This window comes from Demequina subtropica, assembly GCF_000971235.1.
Classification (GTDB): domain Bacteria; phylum Actinomycetota; class Actinomycetes; order Actinomycetales; family Demequinaceae; genus Demequina; species Demequina subtropica.
The window spans coordinates 41,385-67,523 of record NZ_BBMB01000012.1; the positions used below are offsets into that span (position 1 = coordinate 41,385).

Here is a 26,139-nt window from a genome sequence, read left to right on the forward strand (position 1 = left end):
CGCGGGAGTGGGCGCGACGCAGGCGTCAGTGGCGGAGCCCGAGCCGCGCGTGCAGCCGGCGCAGGGGAGCGGGCGCCCACCAGTTCCAGTCGCCCAGCAGCGTCATCGTCGCGGGGACCAGCAGCATGCGCACCACGGTGGCGTCGAGGATGACGGCGACCGCGAGCCCGACGCCCACCTCCTTGATCATGAGCAGGTCGCCCAGCGCGAAGCCCAGGAAGACGAGCACCACGACCGCCGCCGCGGACGTGATGATGCGGCCCGAGCGCTGGAGGCCCTTGCGCACCGCGGCATCGTTGTCGTCGCCCGCGTCCACGTACTCCTTGACGCGCGCGAGCAGGAAGACCTCGTAGTCCATCGCGAGCCCGAAGCCGAACGCCGCGATAATGACCGCGACGTACGTCTCGATACCCCCGGTCGATGTGAACCCCAGGGTGGCCTCCAGATGGCCCTCGCCGAAGATCCATGTCACCACGCCGAGCGTCGCGAGCAGGGACAGCGAGTTGATCACCAGGGTCTTGACGGGCACGAGCAGGGACCCGGTCATGAGGAACAGCAGCACCAGCGTCGCGACGACGACCAGGCCGCCCGCGAGCAGTGCGCCCTCGACGATCGCGGCGAGGAAGTCGATCTGCGTCGCGGCGACGCCGCCGACCTTGAGCTCCACGGGCTCCTCGAGCAGGCGGATGTCCTCGACCGCCCGTACGGCCTCGGGACCCGACGGGTCGGTCGCGTCGAGCCGCACGCCGACGAAGGTCTCGCCGTCGACCGTCTCCGGCGCGTCGAGCGCCCGCACGCCCTCGACCTCCGCGACCTGGTCGAGGAAGCCGGTCAGGTCCGCGGGGTCCGCCAGCGTGTGGATCGTGATGGCGGGCTCGCCGAGGTCCGGGAATCCCTCGCGGAACGCCTCGACGAAGTCGCGCCGCTCGTTCCCGGCGGGCAACGCCTCGATGTCGGAGTTGCGCAGCGTGATGCCGAGCACCGGGGTCGCCAGCAGAAGCAGCAGCGCGGTCGCGGCGCTGACGACGAGCCAGGGGCGACGTTGCCCCCATGCGGCGAGCCTCGAGAACGCGCCGTCGTCGCGGTCGACATCGGCGGTGGTGGCGATGACGCGCCGAAGCCCGGGCACGCGCGACAGGACGCTCGGTCCCGTGATGCGCGGAGCGAGCAGGTAGAGGACCGCAGGGACGATGGTGAGGGCCGCGACCATCGCGGTGAGCACCACGCCGACCGCGGCGCCGCCCATGCCCTTCATGATCACCGGCGCGAACAGCAGCAGCCCGCCGACCGCGATCGTCACGATGAGCGCGGAGAAGGTCACGGTCCGCCCGGCCGTCGCCATCGTCGCCTCGAGCGCGTCCGTCCGGGTGGCGCGGGGCTCGCCTCCGCGCCGATGCAGCTCCTCCCGGAAGCGGGACACGATCAGCAGCCCGTAGTCGATCGACAGCCCGATGCCGAGCACCGTCACCACGTTGACCGCGCTCTGGTCCAGGTCCAGCGCGAAGGAGAATCCGTACAGCACCGCGAGTCCGCCGGCGATCGACGCGACCGCGCCCGTCAGAGGCGTGGCGGCGGCGAGGAATCCCCCGAACACGAACACCATGACGATGAGCGCGGCGGGCAGGGAGATCATCTCGCCTGTGCGGAGATCGTGTTCGAGCTGGCGCGTGAAGTCGTCGAACACCAGGGGGTTCGACGAGGTGTCCGCCACCGCGTCCGGTTGGGTGGCGCGCATGTCCGCGACCGCGTCGTCGACGATGCGCGCGACCTCCTGGTGGAGCGGCAGAGGGTCTGCGTCGCCCAGATCCGTGAACCCCACGTCGATGAGGAAGCCCGTGCCGTCGATATCGACCAGCTCGGTCGCGAGGTCGCGCGTCGCGCCGTCATGGGCGGCCGCGGGGTCGAAGGCGGGGCCCGGCACGGCGCCGAACGGGGAGGCCGCCACCGTCACGCCGTCGATCTCCGCGATGCGCGCGACCGCCGCCTGCGTGGCGTCCTGGACCGCCGCATCGTCCAGCGCGACCTGCCGGACATAGGCAGTCGCTCCCGGACCCTGCGACTCGTCGGCGGTGCGGAGCCGTGCCTGGTAGACGGCCCACGAGTCGGAGCCCTCGACGAGCGGCGGGCCGGTGGTGACCCGCTGGAACAGGCCCTCGCCGTTCACGCCGATCGTCGCGAGCGCGTACAGCGCGAGCGTGCCGATCACCGCGAGCACCACGACGAGACGCGGCGCCCGCGCGATGAGCCGTCCGACCCGCGCGAATCCCCCCACGCGTCCAGGCTACGAGGCGTGCGATGCGTCCGGGGAGGCGACGGCGGGAGCGGGCCGTTGCTCGGCAGAGCAGGAAGTGTTTGTTACTCTGCTCGCGTTCGCCGGACGTGCGCCGCGGCGAAGGCGCCCGGTGGGCGGACCGAGAACGAGTCGACCGCCATCTAAGGGCCACCCGCGCATGTCCGTCCCCACCGCCTCCGCGCGCCCCTTGCGCGCGAGCGACACGATGCTGGCCGTCGCCGCGGCGGTGACGCTCGCACAGTCCGGGGGCGAATGCCGCGCCCGTCGTCTCGAGCGCGACGCTTCCGACCGCAGCTGTCTCGTCGTCGCTGCTGGGCAACGAGATCACGTCGCTCTGGGTGGACGTCGAGGAGTGCATCTTCCGTGCCGGGTCCGCGACCAGCACCAAGGAGGTCGCGATCGGCTACAAGCGGGCTCGCGTCACGGCGACCGGCAACGGCCGCTCCGGGTGGATCGAGTTTTCGATCGGCGGCGTCAAGGGCCGGATGCCGCGGAGGTTCCTCACCGCGATCAAGCCCACGCCCGACCCGACCCGGGTCTGGACCACGGAGGACAGCCTGGCGCTGCGCTCGGGCCCCGGCAACAACTACGCCGTCAAGAAGACCGTGCCCGCCGGCACCAAGGGTGTGTTCCAGAACATCCGCCGCAACGGTTGGCGGCTCATCAAGTTCGGCGACACCTACGCGTGGACCTTCCGCAAGAAGGTGAGCGTCGGCGGCTTCTACGACCGCGACGCCATCCTCTCCCTCGCGCACTCGCAGGTCGGCTACCGCGAGCCCGCGTGGCAGACCAACAAGTTCAACACCTGGATCGGCGGCTCCAACGCCTGGTGCAGCGTGTTCGTCTCCTGGGTCTTCGACCACACGGACTTCGCCGCCGGCGTGCCCAAGCGCGATCGCTTCAAGGACTATGTTGCGGACCTCCGCAAGGCGGGAGTCCTCGACACCACCCCCAAGGCGAGCGAGCTGCAGAAGGGCGATGTGGTCCTGGTCGACTTGTACCCGTACGACGGCCCGACGCACACCGGAATCGTGGACCACGTCGCCGGCGACTACGTGTGGCTCGTCGAGGGCAACACGCTCTCGGGCACCGGCGACAAGACCCGCGGCGTGTTCTACCGCAAGCGCGCGCTCGTCAACATCAACGCCGTGTACGACCCGTGGGACTACGCCTGGGAGACCCGCTGACCGTCGCCCGGTCGGGCGGCGTCGGACCCAGCATCTACGCTGGCCCTCGTGGATCTGTTCGACGCCGCCCGCACCGCCGCCTCGGGTGTCCCTGAGGCGCTGGGGAACGCGCCCCTCGCGGTGCGCATGCGTCCCCGCACCCTCGACGAGGTGGTCGGGCAGCAGCACCTCCTGACCGAGGGATCGCCCCTGCGGCGGCTCATCGGCGACGACGCCCCCGCGACGAGCGTGGTGCTGTGGGGACCGCCCGGCACGGGCAAGACCACGCTCGCCTACCTCGTCGCGGGCAACCGTCGCTTCGTCGAGCTGTCCGCGGTGACCGCCGGCGTCAAGGATGTCCGCGCCGTCGTCGACGACTCGAAGCGCCGCATCGCGACGGGGGAGCGCGAGACCGTCCTCTTCGTCGACGAGATCCACCGCTTCACGCGGTCGCAGCAGGACGCCCTGCTCCCCGCGGTGGAGAACCGCTGGGTGACGCTCATCGGCGCGACCACCGAGAACCCGTCGTTCTCGGTGGTGGGCCCGCTGCTGTCGCGATCGCTGCTGCTGGTGCTGCAGCCGCTCGCCTCGACGGATATCGCGGCGGTCCTCGCCCGCGCCGTCGAGGACCCGCGCGGCCTGGGCGCCTCGGTCTCCCTCGAGGACGATGCGCGCGACCACATCCTGCGCGTCGCCGGCGCCGACGCGCGCAAGGCGCTGACGCTGCTCGAGTCGATCGCGCAGGCGGCAGGCCCCGAGCGCACGGTCACGGCGGCGCTGGCGGAGGCGACCATGGACGCCGCCCTCGTCGCCTACGACAAGTCGGGGGACCAGCACTACGACGTCATCAGCGCGTTCATCAAGTCGGTGCGCGGCTCCGACGTCGACGCGGCGCTCCACTACCTGGCGCGCATGGTGGTGGCAGGCGAGGACCCCCGGTTCATCGCACGGCGGCTCGTCATCCTCGCGGCCGAGGACATCGGCATGGCGGACCCGCAGGGTCTCGTGATCGCGCAGGCGGCCGCCGACGCGGTGAGCTTCATCGGCATGCCCGAGGGCCGCATCGTCCTCGCAGAGGCGACGACCTACCTCGCGAGCGCACCCAAGTCGAACCGCTCCTACCGGGCGATCGACGCGGCCATCGCCGACGTGCGCGCAGGCCGGGCCGGCGTGGTCCCCGAGCATCTGCGCGATGCCCACTACTCCGGCGCGGCGCGTATCGGCCACGGCAAGGATTACCAGTACTCTCATGACGCGCCGCATGGTGTGGCCGCGCAGGAGTACCTGCCGGAGACGCTGCGCGGCGCGCGGTACTACGAGCCCACGGAGCACGGCTATGAGCGCACGCTCACCGAGCGCCTACGGGCCATCCGGGGGATGCTCGGCCGCTGATCCTCGCGGTGGTAGGTCGCGACGACGCCGTGGCCGACTGAGGGGACACTCCGCATGCACCATTCCTCGACCCACCGCCACCTGCGCGGGTGGGCGGCCACGGCCGTCACCGTCGCCCTGACCACGGCCGGGCTGTCGACCGCGCAAGCCGCGGACGACGGCATCGAGACCGTCGAGGGGCATGTGGTCCGCGTCCTGTCCGAGGTGCTCGTGCCGGACACGGCGGGGGAGGTCGAGGAGACGTTCATCGTCGACTCCGCCACGGACGAGATGATCCCGGTGACGCTCCCCGACGGCGCCGACGTCGACTCGAGCGCGACGGTGCTCGCGGACATCGACACCGCGACGGGGACGGTCGTCGACCTCGAGACCGTCCCGCAGGCGCGCGTCCTGGAGTCGCAGGGCACCGGCGCGCACACGGCCTACGTCCTCGCCGTCGGCGACGATGTGGGCAACCCCGCCGTCGCGCTCGACGATGCGATCGCGGACCTCACCGATGCGGCGGACTACTGGGTCGCGCAGTCGCGCGGTGCGATCCCGTCCTTCGGCATCGGCGCGTCCGCGACCGTCACCTGGACCTCCGCCTGCCTGTCGTACACGCGCCTGTGGACGGAGGCCAAGGCGCAGTTCCCGGGGATCGACTTCGACCTGGGCACCAACCACCTGGTGGTGTACACGCCGGCGACGTGCAGCTACTCGTACGCGGGAGTGGCGACCGTCCCCTACGGGGACACGCTGTGGGGCGGTCTCATCCACATCGCTGAGCCCGGCATCACCGTGACCGCGCACGAGCTGGGCCACAACATGGGGCTCGGCCACGCGAACCTGCAGGTCGACGTCGCGCCGGGGGAGACCGAGGTGCTCGAGTACTACGGCGTCTTCAGCCTCCAGGGCGCCGCCTTCGACGGCTACGACGCGCCGACCCTCGACGCGGCCTGGCGCGACTACCTCGAGCTGGACGGCCACATCTCGCAGACGCGGGCCGCGACCATCGACCGGGACCTCCCGGACTCCTTCTCCGTCACGCTGTCCGACGTCTCGCTCACGAGCGGCACCACCGCGGTCAAGCTGACCGACGCCCTCACCGGCGAGGAGACGTTCATCGAGTACCGGTCCGGCGTGGGCGCCGATGCGGACGCGTTCTACGCGGACGAGTACCCCTACCTCGGGGCGGTCGACGGCCTGGACCAGACGCACTACCTCGACTACACGCCGGGCGTGGTGATCTCGCAGCTCGACCGCGACCTGGGCGAGCTGACCTTCCTGACCAACGAGGCGGAGGACCCGTGGGACACCGCGTCGCTCCTCGCCTCGGAGACCTACACGCACCCCGACGGCAGCTTCGCGGTCACCGTGACCTCGTTGGACGCGTCCACGGCGGTGGTGAGCGTCCAGGTGGGCGAGGTCGCGGGCGTCTCCGCGACCACCACCACCGTCTCGGTGCCCGCCGTCTACCAGGGCACCGCCCCGAAGGCCAGCATCACGGTCGCCGCCGACACCACCGTGAGCGGCAAGGTCGCCGTCTACGTCGACGGCGCGAAGTACCGGACCGTGGCGCTCGACACCACGGGCGGGGCCTCGGTCGCGCTGTCCTCGAGCCTCGCCGTCGGATCCCACACGGTCCGGGCCGTCTACGTGGGCAGCGCCGCGTTCGGCGTGTCCGAGAGCACATCGACCGTGAAGGTGAAGGCCAAGATCGCCAGCACCACGAGCGCCACCGCCTCCACGCGGGTCTTCGGCAAGGCGATCCCCGTGGTGGTGTCGGTGCCCGCTGCCAAGGGCCACGGCGGCAAGGCCACGGTGACCTTCGGCTCCGGCCGCTGGACCGCGTCGGTGTCGCCGAGCACCGGCAAGGCCACGCTCTGGATGCCCAAGAACTGGAAGCCGGGCACCCGGACCCTCACGGTCACGTATGCCGGCACCGCCGCGGTCAAGGCGTCCACGACCACCGTCAAGGCGGTGACCAAGAAGGCCACGCCGTCCGTGAAGATCACCAGCGCCGGCAACATCGGCCTGGGCAAGCGCGCGACCCTCAAGGTCGCGGTCACGGGGCCGCTCACCGCCAACGAGGCGGGGACCCTGCGGGCGTACGTCAACGGCAAGGCCGTATCCTCGACGGTGACGCTCACCCGGTCGGGATCGTCGTACGTCGCCTCCTTCAAGACCTACCAGCTTCCGAAGGGCCAGATCACGCTGAAGTACGTGTCCAAGAACGCGTTCGTCACGTCGCGGACCGTGGGCACCAAGTACGTCGTGAGGTAGCGCGCGCCGCGGCGTGTCGTTCGCTGGTGACGAGCCAGGGGCTTTGCTACACTTGTTCAGCCCTCGCGGACGGTTGGCTGCTGTCGCCGCGAACTCAGCACATATCGATCATTTCCTCGGACGCATCCGCGCGCCCGGGGAGCTGTGAAGGAAATCATGACCTCTGTTCAGAAGGCACGTCGTCAGGTCCGCCTGTCGCGCAGCCTCGGGATCGCCCTGACCCCGAAGGCCGTCAAGCACTTCGAGAAGCGCCCGTACCCCCCGGGCGAGCACGGCCGCACCGCCCGCCGCAAGGAGAGCGACTACGCCGTGCGTCTGCGCGAGAAGCAGCGTCTTCGCGCGCAGTACGGCCTTCGCGAGAAGCAGATGACCTCGACCTACGCCGAGGCCAAGAAGGAGACCGGTCTGACCGGTGAGAACTTCGTCGAGCTTCTCGAGATGCGTCTCGACGCCCTGGTGCTCCGTGCCGGCTTCGGCCGCACGATCCTCCAGGCCCGTCAGTCGGTCCTGCACCGCCACATCCTCGTGGACGGCAAGATCGTCGACCGCCCCTCGTTCCGCGTGAAGCCGGGCCAGACCATCCAGGTCAAGCCCAAGGCCGTCACCATGGAGCCCTACATGGCCGCCGCCGCCGGTGCTCACCGCGACGTGCTGCCCCAGGTGCCCGAGTACCTCAACGTCACGCTTGAGAAGCTCACCGCCACGCTGGTCCGCCGCCCGAAGCGCGCCGAGGTCCCCGTGACCTGCGACGTGCAGCTGGTCGTCGAGTACTACGCTCGCTAAAGCGCACCGGTGAGGCCCTCGCGGGCCCACCAGCAGTGGCCGCGGTGCGCCGCCCCTCGGGGTGGTGCACCGCGGCTTTTCTGCACGATGCAGGGTGGACCAGGCGCGCATCGCGCCACGGGTCCCGGACACGAGAAGGACTGAGAACCAAGCATGCAGACCTCTGAGATCGCCAAGCGGTGGGTCGACTACTTCGAGAAGAACGACCACCACATCGCGCCGAGCGCCTCGCTCGTGTCGCCCGATCCGTCGCTGCTGTTCACCGTCGCCGGCATGGTGCCGTTCATCCCGTACATCATCGGGACCGACACCTCCCCGCACCCGCGCATCGCCTCGGTCCAGAAGTGCATCCGCACCAAGGACATCGAGGAGGTCGGCAAGACCACACGCCACGGCACCTTCTTCCAGATGCTGGGCAACTTCTCCTTCGGCGACTACTTCAAGGAAGGCGCGATCAACTACGCCTTCGAGTTCCTCACCGGCCCCGAGTCCGAGGGCAACCTCGGCTTCGATCCCGAGCGCTTCTGGGTCACCATCTGGAACGAGGACGAGGAGGCGTTCAGCCACCTCACGAACATCGGCGTCGACAAGTCGCGCATCGTCAAGCTGACGCGCGAGGAGAACTTCTGGGACACCGGCCAGCCCGGCCCCGCCGGTCCGTGCGCCGAGTGGCACTACGACCGCGGACCCGAGTTCGGTCCCGAGGCGGTCGGCGGCACCGTGGATCCGGGCGGCGACCGCTACCTCGAGGTGTGGAACCTCGTGTTCGATCAGTTCCTGCGCGGCGAGGGCGCCGGCAAGGACTACCCGCTCATCCGCGAGCTCGACCAGAAGGCCATCGACACCGGCGCCGGCCTCGAGCGTCTCGCGTACCTCAAGCAGGGGGTCGCGAACATGTACGAGATCGACGAGGTGTTCCCCGTCATCGCGAAGGCGCAGGAGCTCTCGGGCCGCATGTACGGCGCCGACGAGACCGACGACGTGCGCATGCGCGTGATCGCCGACCACGTCCGCTCGTCGCTCATGCTCATCGGCGACGGCGTGACCCCGGGCAACGAGGGCCGCGGCTACGTGCTGCGACGCCTCATCCGCCGCTCGGTGCGCGCGATGCGCCTCATGGGCGTCGAGGACCGCGCGCTGCCTGAGCTGCTGCCCGTGTCGCTCGACGCGATGAGCGCGAGCTACCCCGAGCTCGAGGCGAACCGCGCCCGCATCGAGGCGGTCGCGTACACCGAGGAGGACGCGTTCCGTCGCACCCTCGCCTCGGGCACCACCATCTTCGACGTCGCCGTGTCGAAGGCGAAGGACGCCGGCGCCAAGGCGCTGTCCGGATCCGACGCGTTCACGCTGCACGACACCTACGGCTTCCCGATCGACATCACCCTCGAGATGGCGGCCGAGCAGGGCATCCAGGTCGACGAGGCGAAGTTCCGCGAGCTCATGAAGGAGCAGAAGGAGCGCGCCCGCGCCGACGCGAAGGCCAAGAAGGGCGGCCACGCGGACGTGGGCGTCTACAACGGCATCAAGGAGGCGCAGGGGCTCACCGAGTTCCGTGCCTACCAGGAGCTCAACACCGCCACCGAGATCACCGCGCTGATCAAGGACGGCATGTCCGTGCCCGTCGCGTCCGAGGGCGAGACCGTCGAGGTCGTGCTCCCGCAGACCCCGTTCTACGCGGAGTCCGGCGGCCAGGAGGCCGACTCGGGCGTGATCCGCTCGGCTCACGGCACGCTCGAGGTCATCGACGTCCAGCGCCCGGTCAAGGGGCTCATCGTCCACACGTGCAACGTGGTCGAGGGTCAGGTGGCCCAGGGCGACCAGGTCTCGGCCGAGGTCGACCCCGAGTGGCGTCGCGGCGCCCGCCAGGCGCACTCCGGCACGCACATCCTCCACGCCGCGCTGCGCGAGGTGCTCGGCCCGGACGCGCTCCAGTCGGGCTCCTACAACAAGCCCGGCTACCTGCGCCTCGACTTCTCGTGGCCCTCGGCGCTGTCCGTCGAGACCCGCTCCGAGATCGAGGAGGTCACCAACCGGGCCATCCGCGCGGACCACACGGTCTCGGCCCAGCACATGACGCTGCCCGAGGCCAAGGAGTGGGGCGCGGTCGCGCTGTTCGGCGAGACCTACGACGAGACGGTGCGCGTCATCGAGATCGGCGGTCCCTGGTCGCGCGAGCTCTGCGGAGGCACGCATGTCGAGCACTCGAGCCAGGTCGGGCTCGTGGCGCTGTCGACCGAGTCCTCCGTGGGCTCAGGCTCGCGCCGCATCGAGGCCTTCGTGGGAATCGAGGCGTTCCAGAAGCTGGCGGCCGAGCGTGCGCTCGTGTCCGAGCTCACCTCGACGCTCAAGGTGCAGCCGGGCGAGCTCAAGGGCCGCGTCGAGAAGGTGCTCGAGCGCCTCGCCGAGGCGGAGAAGCAGCTCGCGGGCTACCGTCAGCAGGCGATGCAGCAGGTGGCCGCGGGCCTCGTCGACCGCGCGGTGGACGTGGCGGGCATCCGCGTCGTCACCCACGTCTCGGAGAACGCCGCCGACGCCGACGACCTCCGCAGCGTGGTCACCGACGTGCGCGCCCGCCTGGGCGAGTCCGCCCCGTCCGTGGTCGCTGTCGCGGCGGAGATCAATGGCCGCCCCCAGATCGTGATCGCCACCAACCAGGGTGCGCGCGATGCGGGCCTCAGGGCGGGCGACCTGGTCAAGGCCGCATCGTCCATCCTCGGCGGTGGCGGCGGCGGCAAGCCGGACCTCGCCCAGGGTGGTGGCCAGGACGCGACGCAGATCCCTGCGGCGCTCGAGGCCGTCGCCGCGACCGTGGCGGCGCGTGCTTAAGGGCGCACGCCTCGGGGTCGACGTCGGCACCGTCCGCATCGGCGTGGCGGCGTCCGACCCCGACGGCCTCATGGCGTTCCCCGTCGACACCGTGCAGCGGGGCGACGGGGACGCCGAGGCCGTGGCGCGCCTGGCCGAGGAGCGTGGTGCCGTCACCGTGTTCGTCGGCCTGCCGCGCAAGCTCTCCGGGCAGGAGGGCACCAGCGCCGAGGACGCCCGCGCGTTCGCGGCCAGGCTTGCGGAACTCACCTCCACGAGCATTCGTTTGATCGACGAGCGGTTCTCGACCGCGACCGCCTCGCAGGCCATGCGCAGCGCGGGTCGCAACGCCAAGAAGCAGCGGCAGGTCATCGACCAGGCCGCCGCCGTGGTGATCCTTGAGAACGCCTTGGATGTTGACAGGAACGGTAATCTCGACACGGTGACGATCGAGGTTCCGCGCAAGGGGAATGATGACTGACCTTTTCGAGGCCGAGGCGACGACGACGACCTCGCTTGACCTCCGCCGCCTTCAGCGCAGCAAGCGCCGCGCGGCGCGGCGACGAATGACGTTGCTCGTGACCGCCGTGGCGGTGGTGGTGCTCACCATCGGCGGCTCGGTCGCGTACAGCTTCCTCCAGGGCTTCGAGTCCACGGAGGAGGCGATCCAGGACTACGAGGGTGCCGGCCAGGGCAACATCCAGGTGGTGATCCCCGAGGGCGCCACCGGCACCGACATGGCTGCGACGCTCCTCGAGGACGGCGTCATCGCGTCGACGGAAGCGTTCATGGAGGCCTGGAACGCGAACCCCGACGCGTCCTCGGTGCAGCCCGGCTACTACTACATGCACAAGGAGATGAAGGCCGAGTACGCGCTGGACGCGCTGCTCGACCCCTCCAACAAGGACGTGCGCACCATCACCGCGGTGGAGGGCAAGTCGCTCGACTACTACAAGCAGGCGATCGCCAACCTCACGGGCGCCTCGCAGGACGAGGTCCAGGCCGCGATGGACAACACCGAGGCGCTGGGCCTGCCCGAGGAGGCGAACGGCAACCTCGAGGGATGGCTCTTCCCCGACACGTACACCTTCGATCCGGGCGTCACGCCGCAGGAGGTGCTCACGGCGATGGTGCAGCGGACCATCAACGTGCTCGACAAGCACAACGTCAAGCCCGAGGACCGTGAGCGGGTGCTCACGGTCGCGTCGCTGGTCGAGCGCGAGGCGAAGAAGGACGAGGACCGCGCCAAGATCGCGTCGGTCATCTACAACCGCGTCGACGCGGACATGAAGCTGGAGCTCGACTCCACGGTGAAGTACCTGTCGCCCACGGAGGGCGTGTGGACCACCGACGAGGAGCGCGCGATCGACAGCCCGTACAACACGTACATGTACCCGGGCCTGCCCCCGGGCCCGATCGCGGGCGCTGGCGAGAAGTCGATCGAGGCGGCGATCAACCCGGCGGAGACCGACTACCTGTTCTTCGTCACGGTGAACCTCAAGACCGGTGAGACCAAGTACGCGACGGAGTACGCGGACCACCTCGCAAACGTCCAGGAGCTCCGGGACTGGGCCGCCGCCAACTCGACCTCCACCGACGAGTGAGCCCGGCGCGCCGGGCCGGCGTGCTCGGTCACCCGATCTCGCATTCGCTGTCACCGGTGCTGCATCGCGCGGCATACCGCGAGCTCGGGATCGACTGGGAGTACGACGCGCACGACGTGCCGGCAGGGGGCCTCGCGGGCTTCCTCGCGGACCTCGATGGCTCGTGGGCGGGGCTCTCGCTCACCATGCCTCTCAAGGTCGAGGCGATCCCGCTCATGGACTTCGTCGAGTCGATGGCCAAGCTGGTGGGCGCGATCAACACGGTGCTCGTGCAGGACCTCGGCGGGGTGCGGCAGCTCACGGGCGCGAACACCGACGTGTGGGGCATCCAGTCCGCCCTCCGTGAGGCCGGACTCGACCGCGCGTCGAGCGGGCTCATCGTCGGCGGGGGAGCGACCGCGACCTCCGCGATGGCCGCGCTCGGCGCCATGGGTGTCGAGGCGCCGCTGGTCGCGGTGCGCCACCGCGGCCGCGCGGGAGGGCTCCTGCGGGCGGCGACGAAGATGGGCGTGCGCCCGCACTTCATCGCGCTCGAGGACGTGCCCGGCGCTGCTGCCGAGGTCGAGGCGGCCGTCTCGACGGTCCCCGCCGAGGTGGGCGCGGAGCTCGGCGCCGCGCTGACGCGGGTGCGCGACGACGCGTGCCTGCTCGACGCGGTCTACGACCCGCTGGTGACGCCGCTGGGAACGGCATGGGCGCGTGCGGGCGGCGTGCGCATCGGCGGCGAGCGCATGCTTCTGCACCAGGCGGGGGAGCAGGTGCGGCTCATGACCGGGCGGCAGGCGCCGCTCGACGCCATGGGTGACGCTCTGGCGCTCGCCCTGCGCGCCGCGTGAGATAAGCAACACTCAACCTCACGCGTGAAGTGCCGATGGTAACTTCGCACGGTTATCTTCACGCGTAGGGAGCACGGATGAAGCAACTGGGAAGCATCCTGCTCGAGGACGGCACGCTCACCGAGGACCAGCTCGTCGACGCGATCGACGCGCAGCAGCAGCGGGGACAGTCGCTCGGGCGCACGCTGGTCGAGCTCGGGTACATCTCCGAGGGGCAGCTGGTGCGGGCGCTCGCGCAGCAGGTCGGGATGGAGTTCGTCGAGCTCGCCGAGTACCCCGTCGACCGCACCGCCGTCGCGATGGTCCCCGAGGCCGTGTGCCGCCGCCACCACGCGCTCCCTCTCGCGGTGGGCGACGGCATGATGAAGGTCGCGATGTCGAACCCCGGCAACGTGGTCGCGGTCGACGACATCGGCACCATCACGCGCCTGCGCGTGGTCCCGGTCGTCGCGGCGCACGACGACCTGCAGCAGGCGATCGACCGCTACTGCCGGTCGGACCAGGAGCTCCAGAACCTCCAAGGCGAGATCAGCGACGAGCCCGACGGCGTGGACCTGTCCGACATGGGCGCGGTCATCGAGGACGACGCTCCCATCGTCAGGTTCGTCAACCTGCTCATCACGCAGGCGATCCAGGACCGTGCCTCCGACATCCACATCGAGCCGGCCGAGGCGGATGTGCGCGTGCGCTACCGCATCGACGGCGTGCTCCACGAGATGCAGCGCGCGCCGAAGGCGACGCAGAACGGCATGATCTCGCGCATCAAGATCATGTCCGACATGGACATCGCGGAGCGGCGCAAGCCGCAGGACGGCCGTCTCTCCGTCAACCACCAGGGCCGCAAGATCGACCTTCGTGTCGCGTGCCTGCCCACCGTGTGGGGCGAGAAGATCGTCATGCGTGTGCTCGACAACTCGACGGCGACGATGGCGCTCGAGGACCTGGGCCTGCGCGAGCAGAACCAGGCGCTCTACCGCGACTCGTACACCAAGCCCTACGGCATGATCCTGGTGACCGGGCCGACGGGTTCGGGCAAGTCGACCACGCTCTACGCGACGCTCAACCAGGTGTCGCGCCCCGAGATCAACGTGATCACCGTCGAGGACCCGGTCGAGTACCGCATCCCCGGCATCAACCAGGTTCAGGTCAACCCCAAGGCGGGACTCACGTTCTCGGGCGCGCTGCGCTCGATCCTGCGTGCCGACCCGGACGTGGTGCTGCTCGGTGAGATCCGTGACGGCGAGACCGCCCAGATCGCGATCGAGGCCGCGCTCACCGGTCATCTGGTGCTGTCGACGCTCCACACGAACGACGCGCCGTCCGCCATCACGCGACTCACCGAGATGGACATCGAGCCGTTCCTGGTGGGCTCCGCTGTCGACTGCGTGGTCGCGCAGCGACTCGCGCGCCGGCTGTGCCCGAAGTGCAAGGAGGAGTACACGCCCACCGAGCACGAGCTGGCGCGCTTCTCCTGGGAGGGCGCGGGCGTGCCCACGCTCATGAAGCCGGTCGGGTGCTCGAACTGCTCGCACACCGGCTACCGGGGCCGCCTCGCGCTTCACGAGATCATGCCGGTCAACGAGGAGATCGAGCGCCTCGCGGTCGCGCGGGCCTCGTCGGCGGAGATCTCCCTGGCAGCCCGCGATGCGGGCATGCAGACGCTTATCGAGGACGGCTGGGCCAAGGTCATGGACGGGTCCACCTCGGTGGAGGAGCTCCTGCGCGTTGTGAAATAACTCACAGCGCGTGCGGGAGGTTCCCAAGAAAATGTTAAAGCACGGCGTGAAATAATCCGATTGTGAAGTGAGCGCCGGTAGTCTCCGGAGCGATCAAGGGAGAGGGCCCGATGGACGGATCGATGCCAGACCGACAGTCCTGGCCTGTGCCGCAGCCTCAGACGCCGCCGCAGGTGTCGCTGCACGGCGCGGGACAGCAGCCGGCCCGCGCGCCGTTCCTGGCCGAGCGTCGGGGGACCGGGGCCGATGTCTCGCAGCCCGCGCCGCCCACTGGTGCACCCGTCCCGGGCGCCGCGCCCGCCTCGTTCGTGCCGCAGGCTCCCGCAGCCCCGGCCGCCGCCCCGCAGGGATCGTTCTCGCCGCAGGCTCCGGCCGCATCGTTCGCGCCCCAGCAGCCCGCATCGTTCACCTCGCAGGCACCCGCCGCGTCGCAGCCCGCACCCGCAAGCCCGGCGCAGGCCTTCGAGCAGGCCGCGCAGGCCCAGCTCGGCCAGCAGACCTTCGCGCCGGCCCCGGCGCAGCAGCAGGCACCCGCCGCGCCCGAGGCGCCGGCCCAGCCCGCCGCGCCCGCCCGTCAGGCGGCCCCCGCGACCTCCGCCGGCGGCAACCGCATCGGCATGGCGAGCCAGCGCGAGGACTCGGACCTTGACCTCCAGCTCGCGCTGCGCGAGATGATGCGCCTCGGCGCCTCCGACCTCCACATCACCACTGGCGCGCCGCCGATGGTGCGCCTCGACGGCGGCCTCACGCCCATCCCGAACATGGAGCGGCTGACGCCCGCGAGCATCCAGCGCTCGCTCTACTCGATCCTCACGCAGAAGCAGCGCGAGGTCTTCGAAGAGCACCTCGAGCTCGACTTCTCGTACGCCCTGGTGGGGGAGGGGCGCTTCCGCGTCAACCTGTACCAGCAGCGCGACTCGCTCGGCGCCGCCTTCCGTGTGATCCCCTACGAGATCAAGGCGCTCGAGGCGCTCGGCGTCCCGCCGGCCGTCGGCAGCCTCGCGGGCAAGCACCGCGGCCTCGTGCTGGTGACCGGTCCCACGGGCTCGGGCAAGTCGACCACGCTGGCCTCGCTCATCGACCTGGTCAACCGCAACCGTGCGGCGCACATCATGACCGTCGAGGACCCGATCGAGTTCCTGCACAAGCACAAGAAGTCGCTGATCAACCAGCGCGAGGTGGGCGCCGACACGCACTCGTTCGGCAACGCCCTCAAGCACGTGCTGCGTCAGGACCCCGACGTCATCCTCGTGGGCGAGATGCGCGACCTCGAGACCATCTCCGTCGCGCTCACCGCGGCCGAGACCGGTCACCTGGTGTTCGCGACGCTGCACACGCAGGACGCGGCGCAGACCATCGACCGCATCATCGACGTGTTCCCCTCGGAGCAGCAGGGCCAGGTGCGCACGCAGCTCGCCACCGCGATCCAGGGCGTGGTCTGCCAGGCGCTCGCCAAGCGTGCCGACGGCGCGGGCCGCGCGGTCGCGACCGAGGTCATGATCGCGACGCCCGCGATCCGCAACCTCATCCGCGAGGGCAAGACGCACCAGATCTACTCGATGATGCAGTCGGGCTCGCGTCAGGGCATGCACACCATGGATCAGCACCTCGCGGAGCTGGTGCGCAGCGGTCGCATCTCCTACGAGTCCGGCCTCGAGCTGTGCCACCACTACGAGGACTTCAACCGCCTGTGCGGCCGCACCGGTGCCGATGCGCAGGGAGGCCAGCACTGATGGCGGCCACCGACATCAAGAAGTTCGACTACGCGGTCCGCGACACCCACGGCAAGATCCAGAAGGGCACCATCGAGGCGCCCTCCGAGGGCGCCGTCGCCCACCGCCTCAAGGAGATGGGCCTCGCGCCGGTCTCGATCACCGAGGTGAAGACCGGCGGTCTCCAGGCCGAGATCAAGATCCCGGGCCTGTCCGACAGGATCAAGCTCAAGGACGTCGCCGTCATGTCGCGCCAGCTCGCGACCATGATCGCCTCGGGCCTGTCCCTGCTGCGCGCGCTCAGCATCCTCGCCGAGCAGACCGAGAACCCCGCGCTCGCACGCGTGCTGCAGGAAGTCCGCAACGACGTCGAGGCCGGCTCGTCGTTCTCGGCCTCGCTGTCCAAGCACGACAAGGCGTTCCCGCCGCTCATGGTCAACATGGTGCGCGCCGGCGAGGTGGGCGGATTCCTCGACGACGTCCTCGAGTCCGTGGCCGCGAACTTCGAGGCCGAGGTCAAGCTGCGCGGCAAGGTCAAGTCGGCGATGACCTACCCGGTGGTGGTGTTCGTCATCGCCATCCTCGCCGTGATTGGGATGCTGCTGTTCATCGTCCCGGTGTTTGCGACCATGTTCGCGGACCTGGGAGGCGAGCTGCCGTTCCTTACCCGGATCCTGGTGATGATGTCCGACGGCCTCAAGATCGGCATCGTCCCTCTGATCGTGGGCATCATCGCGCTCAACGTGTTCTGGACCAAGAACAAGAACAGGGTTGAGTTCCGCGAGAAGGTGGAGCCCGTCTACCTCCGGCTCCCGGTGTTCGGGCAGCTGATCCAGAAGATCGCGATCGCGCGCTTCACCCGCAACCTGGGCGCCATGGTCCGCTCGGGCGTCCCGATCCTTCAGGCCCTCGACATCGTGGGCCAGGCGAGCGGCAACATCGTGATCGAGCGCGCGGCCAAGGACGTGCGCGAGTCGGTGCGCACCGGAAACTCACTCGCCAAGCCGCTCGCGCAGCACGAGGTATTCCCGCCCATGGTGGTCCAGATGATGGCCGTCGGCGAGGACACGGGCGCGCTCGACACGATGCTCGACAAGGTCGCGGACTTCTACGACCAGGAGGTCGAGGCGACCACGGAGGCGCTCACGTCGCTCATCGAGCCGCTCATGATCGCGGTGCTCGGCGGGATCATCGGCTTCATGGTCATCGGTCTGTACATGCCGATCTTCTCGGTGTTCTCGCTGGTCGAATAACAACACAAAGGCTTCTCCCCGGCGGACGTCTGAGGCGCTCACCGGGGCAGGAGGGACACACCACCTGGGTGTCCTTGACTCATCACAACGAAAATGAAAGGGAGGCAGCGAAATGATCGCTCGCATCCGCAAGGCCCAGGAGACCGAGGGCTTCACCCTCATCGAGCTCCTCGTCGTCATGATCATCATCGGCATCCTCGCCGCGGTCGCCATCCCGATCTTCCTCTCGCAGCGCGAGAAGGCGGAGGACTCGGCCGCCAAGGCCGACGTGTCGACCCTCGGCAAGGAGATCGCGACGTACTACGTCGACGGCACCGGCACGCCGACCGTGGCGCAGGACGCGACGTCGGGCAAGTACACGCTGACCGGCACCGCCACCGGTGCCACTGCCAAGCCGATTGGCAACTCTTCCGCGAACGTCCTGCTCGGTGACGCTGTCGAGCAGCGTGGTACGGGCACGGCCATCGACTCCACCAACTGGTGCATCGATGTCACCAACCCCAAGGGTGACAAGGCCGTCGTGGGCTACCGCTACTCGGCACAGGGCGGTCTCGAAGAGGGCGCCTGCGCCTAAGAAGGCATGACTGGTCGTTGGTGGTGGGGCGCACGTGCGCCCCACCACCAACGACCGAGGCTAGAAGAGCTGAGGATTGAGATATCGTGACGATGCGCCTGCGACGCCACCTGCTGGACTCGCGTGACGAAGGATTCACGCTGGTCGAGCTGGTTGTCGCCATGTTCATCATCGCGATCGTGCTCGTCTCCCTGATCGGAGTCCAGCTCTCGTCGATGGTCACCATCAGCAACGCGACCAAGCGCCAGCAGGCGACTGCCTACGCCAACCAGGCGATGGAGACCTTGCGTGCAATGCCGTGGGACACCCTTAACAAGGGGAACGTGCCCGGATTCCAGTCGGTGTCGGGGAACTTGGACCCTTACTACAGCGGTAGCAACTCGGCTGGCACCGTCACGGTCGACGGCGAAACGTACACGGTCCGCCTCGCGACCTCGAACACACAGAACCTCGCGTCCCCGCGGCCGCCGTTGTTCGACGCGACGGGCAAGAACGTCGTGATCAGCACTGATCCCGCGATCCCTGGGTTCACCTTCACCACCCGCGCGTACATCGTCGATTCGCTCGCAGGGACTCAGGCATCCGTGGGCTTGCTCGTCATCGTCTCGTGGCAGGACCAGAAGACGGGCGAGAGAGACGACCTGGCGCTTCGCTCATCTGCATTCCCCGGCTCCGAGGGCTGCGGGAAGCTCGAGGAGCTTCCGTACCTGGTCTCGTGCCAGGACCGGTTCACGTTCGCGGCGTCGTCCGGCAGCGTCACCACCTCCCTGAGCTCTACCGAGACGGATTCGACCATGCAGATCGAGCTCCTGGAGGGCTCGGGCTTGCGTGAGCTGGCTGTAACATCGGGCCTGGTATCCGCGTCGGGCGAGTCGGTGCAGGTGACTTCGACGGAAGGCAAGGCTCGGCGCGGAGGCGTCGTGTCCACGCAGCTGCCCGCGACGGCTGCGGACCCGGGCACCACCACCGAGACCGGGTTCTCCGAGACCGCGACGGAGGCGTCCAACAACTTCGCCCTCGCCAATGGCGCTCCGGTTGACGATCAGAGCCTGGTGAGCGCCGCCGGGAGCTCCCAGCAGTCGCTGAGCGTGGGCAGCTGGGTGCTGAAGGCCAAGGGCGACGACGTCCGTTCGGGGACGTCGCGGTCCTCGACCACGCAATCCTGCTTTGCGAGCGGCCTCTACGCTGGCTCGCCTTGCTCCTACACCGACCTGAGCGGCGCGGGAGACCTCGAGATGAGCGTCTCCGTCGCATCGAACACGATGTACCCGGTGGTGCGTCGAGGCACAGCCGCCTCGACCGCGGGCGGCGGCCGGTTCACCACCTCGGTGCCCGGCACCGCCTTCGGGTGCCAGACGCTGAGCTCGTCGGGGTGCACCTCGGCTTCGGGCACGTTCAAGGAGACGCAGCTGGGGATCGGCTATCTGGCGGGAGGTTGGGGCGGCGGCAGCGACTACCTGGTCGAGGTCAGCTACCAGGACTCGGTGCTCGGACAGAGAGGCGCCTCCCAGATGGCGGTCGCGCCGACCGTCACGCGCTCGGCGACGGTGAAGCTCTCGAGCGGTTCGCCCATCTCCATCGGCGCCTCCTCATCGGGCGTGATCGCGACCGGCGCGCCCGTAACCTGGAGCCCGACGGGCGGAGTCGTGGTCACTGCGACCGCCGCCGTGTCCGCGACTCCGGCCTCGACCACGCAGGTCGGGGAGGATCCCGTCGTCGACTGCTCTACTGACGTGTGCGCCGTCACCGCGAACGCAGGCTCGATCACCGTGAGCGTCAAGTACCAGGTGGTCACGTCGACCGGATCCTGGGACATGTATCAGAACACGGTGATCGCAGGGTCCTCCGTGAGCGCGTCCTACGAGCGGAGGAACGGATGAGGCGGCAGCGCCAGGCGGCGCGTCGCCTCCTGCGCGACGACAGCGGCATGACCCTGACCGAGCTGCTGGTCGCCATGATGATCTTCGGCGTGCTCATGGCGATCGTGATGGCGGTGATGATCCAGCTCATGCAGCTGTCGAAGGACAACATGGGTCGCGTGAGCGCTGCAGAGAACGCTCGCCTCGGCGTGTCCCAGATCGACAGGCAGGTCCGTTCGGGGAACGTGATCCTTGATCCTGCACTCGAGTCCCTCGCTGGCTCGGGCGTGGACCCCTACTACTCGTTGCGTATCTTCACGCAGGCGGACGGTGACTCCCGGTGCGTCCAATGGCGTGTCATCGACGCCGACGGCGACGGCTCCGGCGAGCTTCAGTATCGCGAGTGGGATCCTTCGTACCCGGTCGTGGTCGATGTCCAGCCCTGGGGTGTCGTCGCACATGACGTCGTCCTCGGCACGGGCACCACGCCGGACCCGACGGACCCCGCGACGTGGCCGCCGTTCTGGAAGGACACGACGACGATGGTCGCCGCCGGAAGCACCCCGGCCCAGAACGTGCGCATCACGCTCCATGTCAAGAACGACGAGATGCGGGACTCGGCCAAGCCGGTCACCGTCTCGACGGTGGTGACGGGCCGCAACACGGTCCTCGGCTACTCCGAGTCCAACTGCTCCGTCATCCCGGCACCGTAGGAGGCACCGCATGCTCAACCGAATCCGTGATGACCGTGGATCCGCTCTGGTCGCGGCGGTCGCCGTCGCCCTAATCGGCGTCGCCATCAGCATCGTGGTGGTCGCACAGGCGATCATGCTGACGAACGACTCCGCGCGGGACTCCGTCCGGACCAGCGCCGTGCACGGCGCAGAAGCCGCGCTCGACACTGTCATCGAAATGCTCGCCGTTCAGAACCCGTGCCCGACGGTGACGTTCACAGACGTCGCCCAGGGGACCAACTCGGTGGATGTCACCGTGTCGATCGAGTATCGGGACCAGAGCGGCGCGGACCTGACTACGTGCACCAGCGGCCAGATCGTCGGTACGCCGTACAGCGCGATGATCAAGGCAACGGCGACGCCGACCCACGAGGTCAACGGGATCGAGCCGGTGCGGTCGGTCGAGGCGGCCGTCTCGCTGGTCCCGCGCGCGGGTCACTCTGCGGCGATCTACAGCGCTACAGCGCCGTCGACAGGCGCCGGATTCAGCCTCGACCCGTTCATCCCGACCGATACCGCGAACGTCTGGGTCGACAGCGGGGACTTCGTGAGTAACACGAATGTGCAGATCGACGGTGACCTGACCGCGGTCCAAGGCTCAATCACGCTCAACGGCGAGAGTTGGGCCGAGGGCCACGTCTGGGCGCAGAACAACGTCAAGATCGTCTCGACGGCCTCTCACGCCCGCACAGGTGACGGGCTCACGGCGCGCACGGGCAACCTTTCCATCTCGAACGCCTCCCAGGTGTTCAACGGCAATATCTACGTCGGGGGGTCCGCGTCCGGCTGGGGCTACACATCGGGCACGATGGTGGTGAACAATGGGTCGGTCTTCCTGAACGACGCGAGCATCGCCAATCTCTCGCCGATCGGCATCCCTGTGGTGGGCATCGTCCCGTCGGACTGGGCGGGCTTCACGTTCAAGGCGCGTGGTCTCGCGGATGGGAACGCGACCACGTACGGCGGTGCGAACTCCTTCAAGAACGACATCATTAGCGGAACTTCCGGCGGCATCAACCAGTACCAGCGGAGCCAGCTCGACGGCTGTACCGTCGCGAACTGGATGGCCGACTCTCAGGTCGGTGGGTTCGCCGAGATCAGCCTGCCTCCGTTCACCGCCTACGACCTCACGGGCTACACCAACTCATCCCAGAAGTGCACGACGCTCACCCTTCAGAACGTCCGCTTCAAGCTCACCGGCGATGTCGTGTTCTTCGTGAAGAACGTCTCGGCCAACAACCCCGTGCAGGTCGTGAGCGCGGACGGCCTCGAGCACAACATCTGGTTCATCTCGCCCAATGACGATCATGCCTCGATGCAGTCGGTGGGGTACTCGGACTCTGGCGCCGCTATCACGTTCCACTCGGGTACGAACCTCTTCCAGGATCCCATCAAGGTGTTCCTGTATACGCCTGGCACCCTGAGCTTCCAGAACTCGGTCCTGACGAACGGCCAGATGTACGGCGGCACGGTCAACATCGGTCCCAATCAAGACTTCTCGTACTATCCCGTAGGAATCCCGGGCGTGGATCTGACGACCACGCACGCGACCGGTTCCGACGTGACGATCGAGTACAAGCGCGAGGACCGGTAGGTGGCATTGCTGATCAGCCTCGCGGGAGTGCTCGGGCTCCTCTGCGGGTCGTTCGCCAACGTGCTCATCGCGCGCGTCCCCGCACGTGAACCGTGGGCGAACGAGCGCAGCCGATGCCCGCGGTGCGGGCACGAACTGGCGTGGTACGACAACATCCCAGTGCTGTCGTGGCTGTGGCTGCGGCGGCGGTGCCGCTACTGCGCGGCTCCCATCCCGGCGCGCTACCCGATCGTCGAGCTCGCCACCGCAGCGCTCTTCGCGGCGGTCGTCGCCGTCCACGGGGCGAGCTGGCTAACCGCCGGCCTGCTCTACCTGGCGCTCGCGTCGGTCGCGCTGGTCGTGATCGATCTCGATGTTCAGCGTCTCCCGAACGGACTGGTGCTGCCCGCTATCCCGGCGGTGCTCGGCGCTGTCGCGGCGCAGGCGAGCGCGGATGGTGACTGGTGGATGCTCGCCCGCGCCGCGCTCGGAGGGTTGGTGCTCGGTGGGTTCTACTTCGTGCTCTGGCTCATCTACCCCAAGGGCCTGGGTTTCGGGGACGTCAAGGCGGCGTCGCTGCTCGGCACGGCGCTCGGTGCGGTGGGGTGGGACGCCCTCGCCGTCGGGGGCATCCTTGGACCGCTCATCGGCGGGATCGCCGGCACCGTGGCGATCGTCCGCCATCGCGCCGTCGCAGGTGTGCGCATCCCCTACGGGCCGTGGCTGATCGCCGGGGCGTGGGTGGGCCTGCTCGCCGGTCCGGAGATCTGGACGTCCTACATGAATGTGGCCCTTGGTGCTTGAGCATCCGGGGTTCGTGACCGATAGGGAAGACAACGTGGCTCGAGAAGAGGGAGTGCCGTGGCAGTCAAGAGGATAGGCCTCGACATCGGCAGCACCGAGGTGCGCCTCGCCGAGGTGGAGTTTGCTGGCAAGGGCCCCCACGCGGGTGGCAAGGGCACGCTGACCGCGTTTGCGCGCGTGCCGCTGCCGTCGGGTGCGGTCCAGCAGGCTGAGGTCGTCGATGTATCGACCGTAGGTGCCGCCATCAAGAAGGCTTATCACGCCGGCGGCTTCAGCACCAAGGACGTGGTGGTCGGCGTGGACACGCCTGCGGTGGTGGTGCGCGAGCTCGAGCTGCCGGAGATGCCCCTTCAGCAGTTGCGCAGCTCGCTCCCGTTCCAGGTGCAGGAGATGCTGCCGATGTCCGCGGACGAGGCGCTGCTCGATTTCTACCCGACGGGCCAGCGTGACACCGACAACGCGTCGCTGCTTCGAGGGATCCTGGTCGCGGCGCCCAAGGCGCTTGTCGCGCAGAACGTTCTGGCCGTGGAGAACGCCGGGCTGCGTCCCGTGCAGGTGGACCTCGGCGCTTTCGCTCTCCTTCGGGCGCAGATGACCGATACCCTCGCAAATCAGGTGGTCGCCTTCGTCGACATCGGCGCGCGCACCACCACGGTGGCGATCGCGGCACAGGGCTCGCCGCGACTCGTACGTATGCTCGCGGATGGTGGGCAGAGCATCACCTCGGCGATTGTGACGACGGCCAAGGTGGACGCGGTGCAGGCCGAGCAGCTCAAGCAGCAGCTGGGAAGTGCGCCCGCGGATGTGCGAGAGGCTGTCGATTCGGCACTGCGTGGCCTGGTCGAGGGCATCCGCAACACGTTTGTCTACTACGCCAGCTCGAACCCGGGCTCGGCGATCGATCAGGTGGTGATCACCGGAGGTGGCGCCTACACGCCCGGCCTCGGCCAGGGCCTTGCGAGCGCGAGCCGCCTCCGAGTGACATACGGCAACGCCTTCGCACGCGTGGCGGCCGGCAAGAAGGTGTCGCGCGAGACCCTGAGCGGTCTCGAGTCCATGGTGCCGATCGCGGTCGGCCTTGCGTTCGGGGAGGTCTCGTGAATCCGGTACCTGAGTCCGTCAAGGCGCCGCAGGCGCCGCAGGTCAACCTGCTTCCGCCCGAGATCGAGGCGCGTCGCACGCAGGGCCGAGCGAAGGGCCTGTTGGCATTCGCGCTCTTGGCTCTGGCCGTGGTGCTCGGCGCGGCGTGGTTCTGGTTCCACAGCGAGCGAGTCGCTGCGGAGGATGCCCTCGCCGCGGAAGAGGCGCGCACCCCTGAACTGCAAGCCGAGCTGGCCTCTTACGACTACATCAACGGCGTCGCAGCGGACTACAAGAACGCCCTGCTGGCGCGCGCGTGGGCCGGCGCGACCGACGTCGAGTGGGCGGCTCAGGTCGACGCGCTTATGGAGGTGTTCCCGAAGGGCGTCGCGCTGACCTCCATGCAGGTGACTCCCGCCACTCCCTACGGCGCGGTCGCGGATGACGGCACCGTGTTCGCACAGTCCGATATGGGTGCGATCACTTTCGCCGGAAGTTCCTCGGAGCCGGTGGACGTCGCCGACCTGATCGAGCAGATCGACGGTCTCCCCGGTTTCACTGGGACGTGGATCGATACCGAGACGATCGCCAGCGTCGAAGGTCAGAATGACCCGTACTACGAGTATTCCGGATCGGTCAGGGTGACGTACAACGTCCTCTCCAACCGGCTGGAGACCGAGCAGACCAAGGCAGACCCGGATGTTCTTGCCGCTATCTCGGGGGAGGACAACTGATGAAGGCTCAGCAGAGCACGGGCGTATGGATGCTCGCCGGCACCATCGTCGCGGTTATCATGGCGGCGCTTGCTTGGTTCCTCCTCATCTCGCCCGAGGTGGACGCAGCGGCGGAAGCCAACGATCTCGCGGCCACGGCTGCTGACCATAACGACCTGATCGAGCTTCAAATCGCTCAGATGGCGGCTCTCGAGAACGACGTTCCCGATTGGCGGGAGCAGATGGCGAAGATCGCTATGGACATGCCGCCGACGCCGGAGTCGGACGCGGTATACCGCCTCATCGCCGAGACGATGGCGAGCCTCGACCTTCCGGTGGTCCAGCTCGGCATCGGCAAAGCGACCACGGTCGATCCGGGCGCGCTCACCGAGACAGAGCTGCCCACGATCGCCGAGGCTCAGGGTGAGGACCCCGACGCTCCCGCCAGCCCGGAGCCGACGCCCAGCCCCGAGGCCACGGTCGATGCCACCGACGATGCAGGCGCGACCGACGATGGGTCCGGCACCTCGACGGACGAAACGTCGGACGGCGCCAGCGCCGGCACTCCCACTTCGGAGGTCCTATTCGAAGGGCTTCAGGGAATGGCGGTGACGATCACCACCGAGGGCGACCATGCGACGCTCCTCGAGCTGCTGTACACGTTGTCGACGCAGAAGGACCGCTTCTTTACGGTCACGGGCCTCTCCATCCAGCAGGCCTCCGAGATCGACGAGACCCCGGGGCGCCCGGCCCTCACCCGGGACGACTGGACGGTGACGATCACCGGGCTAGTGTTCTCGCTGGTGGATGACACGTTGTCCTACCCGGCCGACGAGGATGGCGAGGTGGCTTCGTACTCGAAGGGCTCGAAGACGGCGAATGTGTTCGAGCCGCTGCCCCAGAGCGTGGGCAAGGGCGAGTGATTTCACCCGTGTGACCCGTGTGTGATATCGCGAGGGG

General features: G+C 68.8%; 20 protein-coding genes. 19 read left to right on the forward strand and 1 reads right to left on the reverse strand.

Translation table 11 applies throughout. From position 1 onward, the window contains the following. Window positions 1-25 precede the first annotated feature (25 nt). Window positions 26-2,272, reverse strand: a complete 2,247-nt coding sequence (locus tag AOM06_RS11520) for an MMPL family transporter (RefSeq protein ID WP_062306163.1) — start codon at window positions 2,270-2,272, stop codon at window positions 26-28. A gap of 359 nt (window positions 2,273-2,631) precedes the next feature. Between AOM06_RS11520 and AOM06_RS11525 the strand changes: the two genes are divergently transcribed. From AOM06_RS11525 to AOM06_RS11615, 19 genes are all read left to right on the forward strand, one after another. Next, window positions 2,632-3,480 (forward strand): SH3 domain-containing protein, encoded by an 849-nt coding sequence (locus tag AOM06_RS11525; RefSeq protein ID WP_062306165.1) that lies wholly within the window; start codon window positions 2,632-2,634, stop codon window positions 3,478-3,480. Between the two features lie 48 nt (window positions 3,481-3,528). Then, complete coding sequence (locus AOM06_RS11530; RefSeq protein WP_062306168.1) at window positions 3,529-4,851, forward strand: replication-associated recombination protein A; 1,323 nt, start codon at window positions 3,529-3,531, stop codon at window positions 4,849-4,851. A 54-nt stretch (window positions 4,852-4,905) separates the two neighbouring features. Continuing rightward, window positions 4,906-7,113, forward strand: a complete 2,208-nt coding sequence (locus AOM06_RS11535) for an Ig-like domain repeat protein (RefSeq protein WP_062306170.1) — start codon at window positions 4,906-4,908, stop codon at window positions 7,111-7,113. 156 nt (window positions 7,114-7,269) lie between these two features. Then, window positions 7,270-7,896, forward strand: a complete 627-nt coding sequence (rpsD, locus tag AOM06_RS11540) for a 30S ribosomal protein S4 (protein WP_062306173.1) — start codon at window positions 7,270-7,272, stop codon at window positions 7,894-7,896. 153 nt (window positions 7,897-8,049) lie between these two features. After that, entirely contained in the window at window positions 8,050-10,722 is a 2,673-nt protein-coding gene (gene alaS, locus AOM06_RS11545; protein ID WP_062306175.1) for an alanine--tRNA ligase, read from the forward strand. Continuing rightward, the gene (gene ruvX / locus AOM06_RS11550) at window positions 10,715-11,182 is read left to right on the forward strand and encodes a Holliday junction resolvase RuvX (protein ID WP_062306178.1); all 468 of its coding nucleotides are present in this window, start codon (window positions 10,715-10,717) and stop codon (window positions 11,180-11,182) included. Before alaS ends, ruvX begins: the two co-directional genes overlap by 8 nt. Then, window positions 11,175-12,305 (forward strand): endolytic transglycosylase MltG, encoded by a 1,131-nt coding sequence (mltG, locus tag AOM06_RS11555; RefSeq protein ID WP_062306186.1) that lies wholly within the window; start codon window positions 11,175-11,177, stop codon window positions 12,303-12,305. The genes ruvX and mltG overlap by 8 nt, the downstream gene beginning before the upstream one ends. Next, the gene (locus AOM06_RS11560) at window positions 12,302-13,141 is read left to right on the forward strand and encodes a shikimate dehydrogenase (protein ID WP_062306189.1); all 840 of its coding nucleotides are present in this window, start codon (window positions 12,302-12,304) and stop codon (window positions 13,139-13,141) included. Before mltG ends, AOM06_RS11560 begins: the two co-directional genes overlap by 4 nt. A 77-nt stretch (window positions 13,142-13,218) precedes the next feature. Further along, window positions 13,219-14,877: a GspE/PulE family protein gene (locus tag AOM06_RS11565; RefSeq protein WP_062306193.1), complete on the forward strand. Its 1,659-nt coding sequence runs from the start codon at window positions 13,219-13,221 to the stop codon at window positions 14,875-14,877. 146 nt (window positions 14,878-15,023) lie between these two features. Then, complete coding sequence (locus AOM06_RS11570) at window positions 15,024-16,610, forward strand: type IV pilus twitching motility protein PilT (protein ID WP_304512049.1); 1,587 nt, start codon at window positions 15,024-15,026, stop codon at window positions 16,608-16,610. After that, window positions 16,610-17,842, forward strand: a complete 1,233-nt coding sequence (locus AOM06_RS11575; protein ID WP_174447471.1) for a type II secretion system F family protein — start codon at window positions 16,610-16,612, stop codon at window positions 17,840-17,842. The genes AOM06_RS11570 and AOM06_RS11575 overlap by 1 nt, the downstream gene beginning before the upstream one ends. A gap of 112 nt (window positions 17,843-17,954) precedes the next feature. Further along, complete coding sequence (locus AOM06_RS11580; protein ID WP_062306195.1) at window positions 17,955-18,416, forward strand: type II secretion system protein; 462 nt, start codon at window positions 17,955-17,957, stop codon at window positions 18,414-18,416. A gap of 92 nt (window positions 18,417-18,508) precedes the next feature. Beyond that, window positions 18,509-20,296 (forward strand): type IV pilus modification PilV family protein, encoded by a 1,788-nt coding sequence (locus AOM06_RS11585; protein ID WP_228372948.1) that lies wholly within the window; start codon window positions 18,509-18,511, stop codon window positions 20,294-20,296. Then, the gene (locus AOM06_RS11590; protein WP_062306202.1) at window positions 20,293-20,988 is read left to right on the forward strand and encodes a PilW family protein; all 696 of its coding nucleotides are present in this window, start codon (window positions 20,293-20,295) and stop codon (window positions 20,986-20,988) included. The genes AOM06_RS11585 and AOM06_RS11590 overlap by 4 nt, the downstream gene beginning before the upstream one ends. A gap of 10 nt (window positions 20,989-20,998) precedes the next feature. Continuing rightward, entirely contained in the window at window positions 20,999-22,603 is a 1,605-nt protein-coding gene (locus AOM06_RS11595; RefSeq protein ID WP_062306206.1) for a hypothetical protein, read from the forward strand. Continuing rightward, the gene (locus AOM06_RS11600) at window positions 22,604-23,386 is read left to right on the forward strand and encodes a prepilin peptidase (RefSeq protein WP_062306209.1); all 783 of its coding nucleotides are present in this window, start codon (window positions 22,604-22,606) and stop codon (window positions 23,384-23,386) included. 57 nt (window positions 23,387-23,443) lie between these two features. After that, a complete protein-coding gene (gene pilM, locus AOM06_RS11605) occupies window positions 23,444-24,487 on the forward strand; it encodes a type IV pilus assembly protein PilM (RefSeq protein WP_062306211.1) in 1,044 nt (347 codons plus the stop codon). Continuing rightward, window positions 24,484-25,200: a PilN family protein gene (locus AOM06_RS11610; RefSeq protein WP_062306212.1), complete on the forward strand. Its 717-nt coding sequence runs from the start codon at window positions 24,484-24,486 to the stop codon at window positions 25,198-25,200. The genes pilM and AOM06_RS11610 overlap by 4 nt, the downstream gene beginning before the upstream one ends. Further along, window positions 25,200-26,102: a hypothetical protein gene (locus AOM06_RS11615; RefSeq protein ID WP_062306213.1), complete on the forward strand. Its 903-nt coding sequence runs from the start codon at window positions 25,200-25,202 to the stop codon at window positions 26,100-26,102. Before AOM06_RS11610 ends, AOM06_RS11615 begins: the two co-directional genes overlap by 1 nt. Window positions 26,103-26,139: the final 37 nt, after the last annotated feature.

Excerpts from the sequence above, each read along its gene's own strand:
- AOM06_RS11535 (WP_062306170.1), top strand. The coding sequence starts at position 4,906 with ATGCACCATTCCTCGACCCACCGCCACCTGCGCGGGTGGGCGGCCACG.
- rpsD (WP_062306173.1), top strand. The coding sequence starts at position 7,270 with ATGACCTCTGTTCAGAAGGCACGTCGTCAGGTCCGCCTGTCGCGCAGC.
- alaS (WP_062306175.1), top strand. The coding sequence starts at position 8,050 with ATGCAGACCTCTGAGATCGCCAAGCGGTGGGTCGACTACTTCGAGAAG.
- mltG (WP_062306186.1), top strand. The coding sequence starts at position 11,175 with ATGACTGACCTTTTCGAGGCCGAGGCGACGACGACGACCTCGCTTGAC.
- AOM06_RS11565 (WP_062306193.1), top strand. The coding sequence starts at position 13,219 with ATGAAGCAACTGGGAAGCATCCTGCTCGAGGACGGCACGCTCACCGAG.
- AOM06_RS11575 (WP_174447471.1), top strand. The coding sequence starts at position 16,610 with ATGGCGGCCACCGACATCAAGAAGTTCGACTACGCGGTCCGCGACACC.
- AOM06_RS11580 (WP_062306195.1), top strand. The coding sequence starts at position 17,955 with ATGATCGCTCGCATCCGCAAGGCCCAGGAGACCGAGGGCTTCACCCTC.
- AOM06_RS11585 (WP_228372948.1), top strand. The coding sequence starts at position 18,509 with ATGCGCCTGCGACGCCACCTGCTGGACTCGCGTGACGAAGGATTCACG.
- AOM06_RS11590 (WP_062306202.1), top strand. The coding sequence starts at position 20,293 with ATGAGGCGGCAGCGCCAGGCGGCGCGTCGCCTCCTGCGCGACGACAGC.
- AOM06_RS11595 (WP_062306206.1), top strand. The coding sequence starts at position 20,999 with ATGCTCAACCGAATCCGTGATGACCGTGGATCCGCTCTGGTCGCGGCG.
- AOM06_RS11615 (WP_062306213.1), top strand. The coding sequence starts at position 25,200 with ATGAAGGCTCAGCAGAGCACGGGCGTATGGATGCTCGCCGGCACCATC.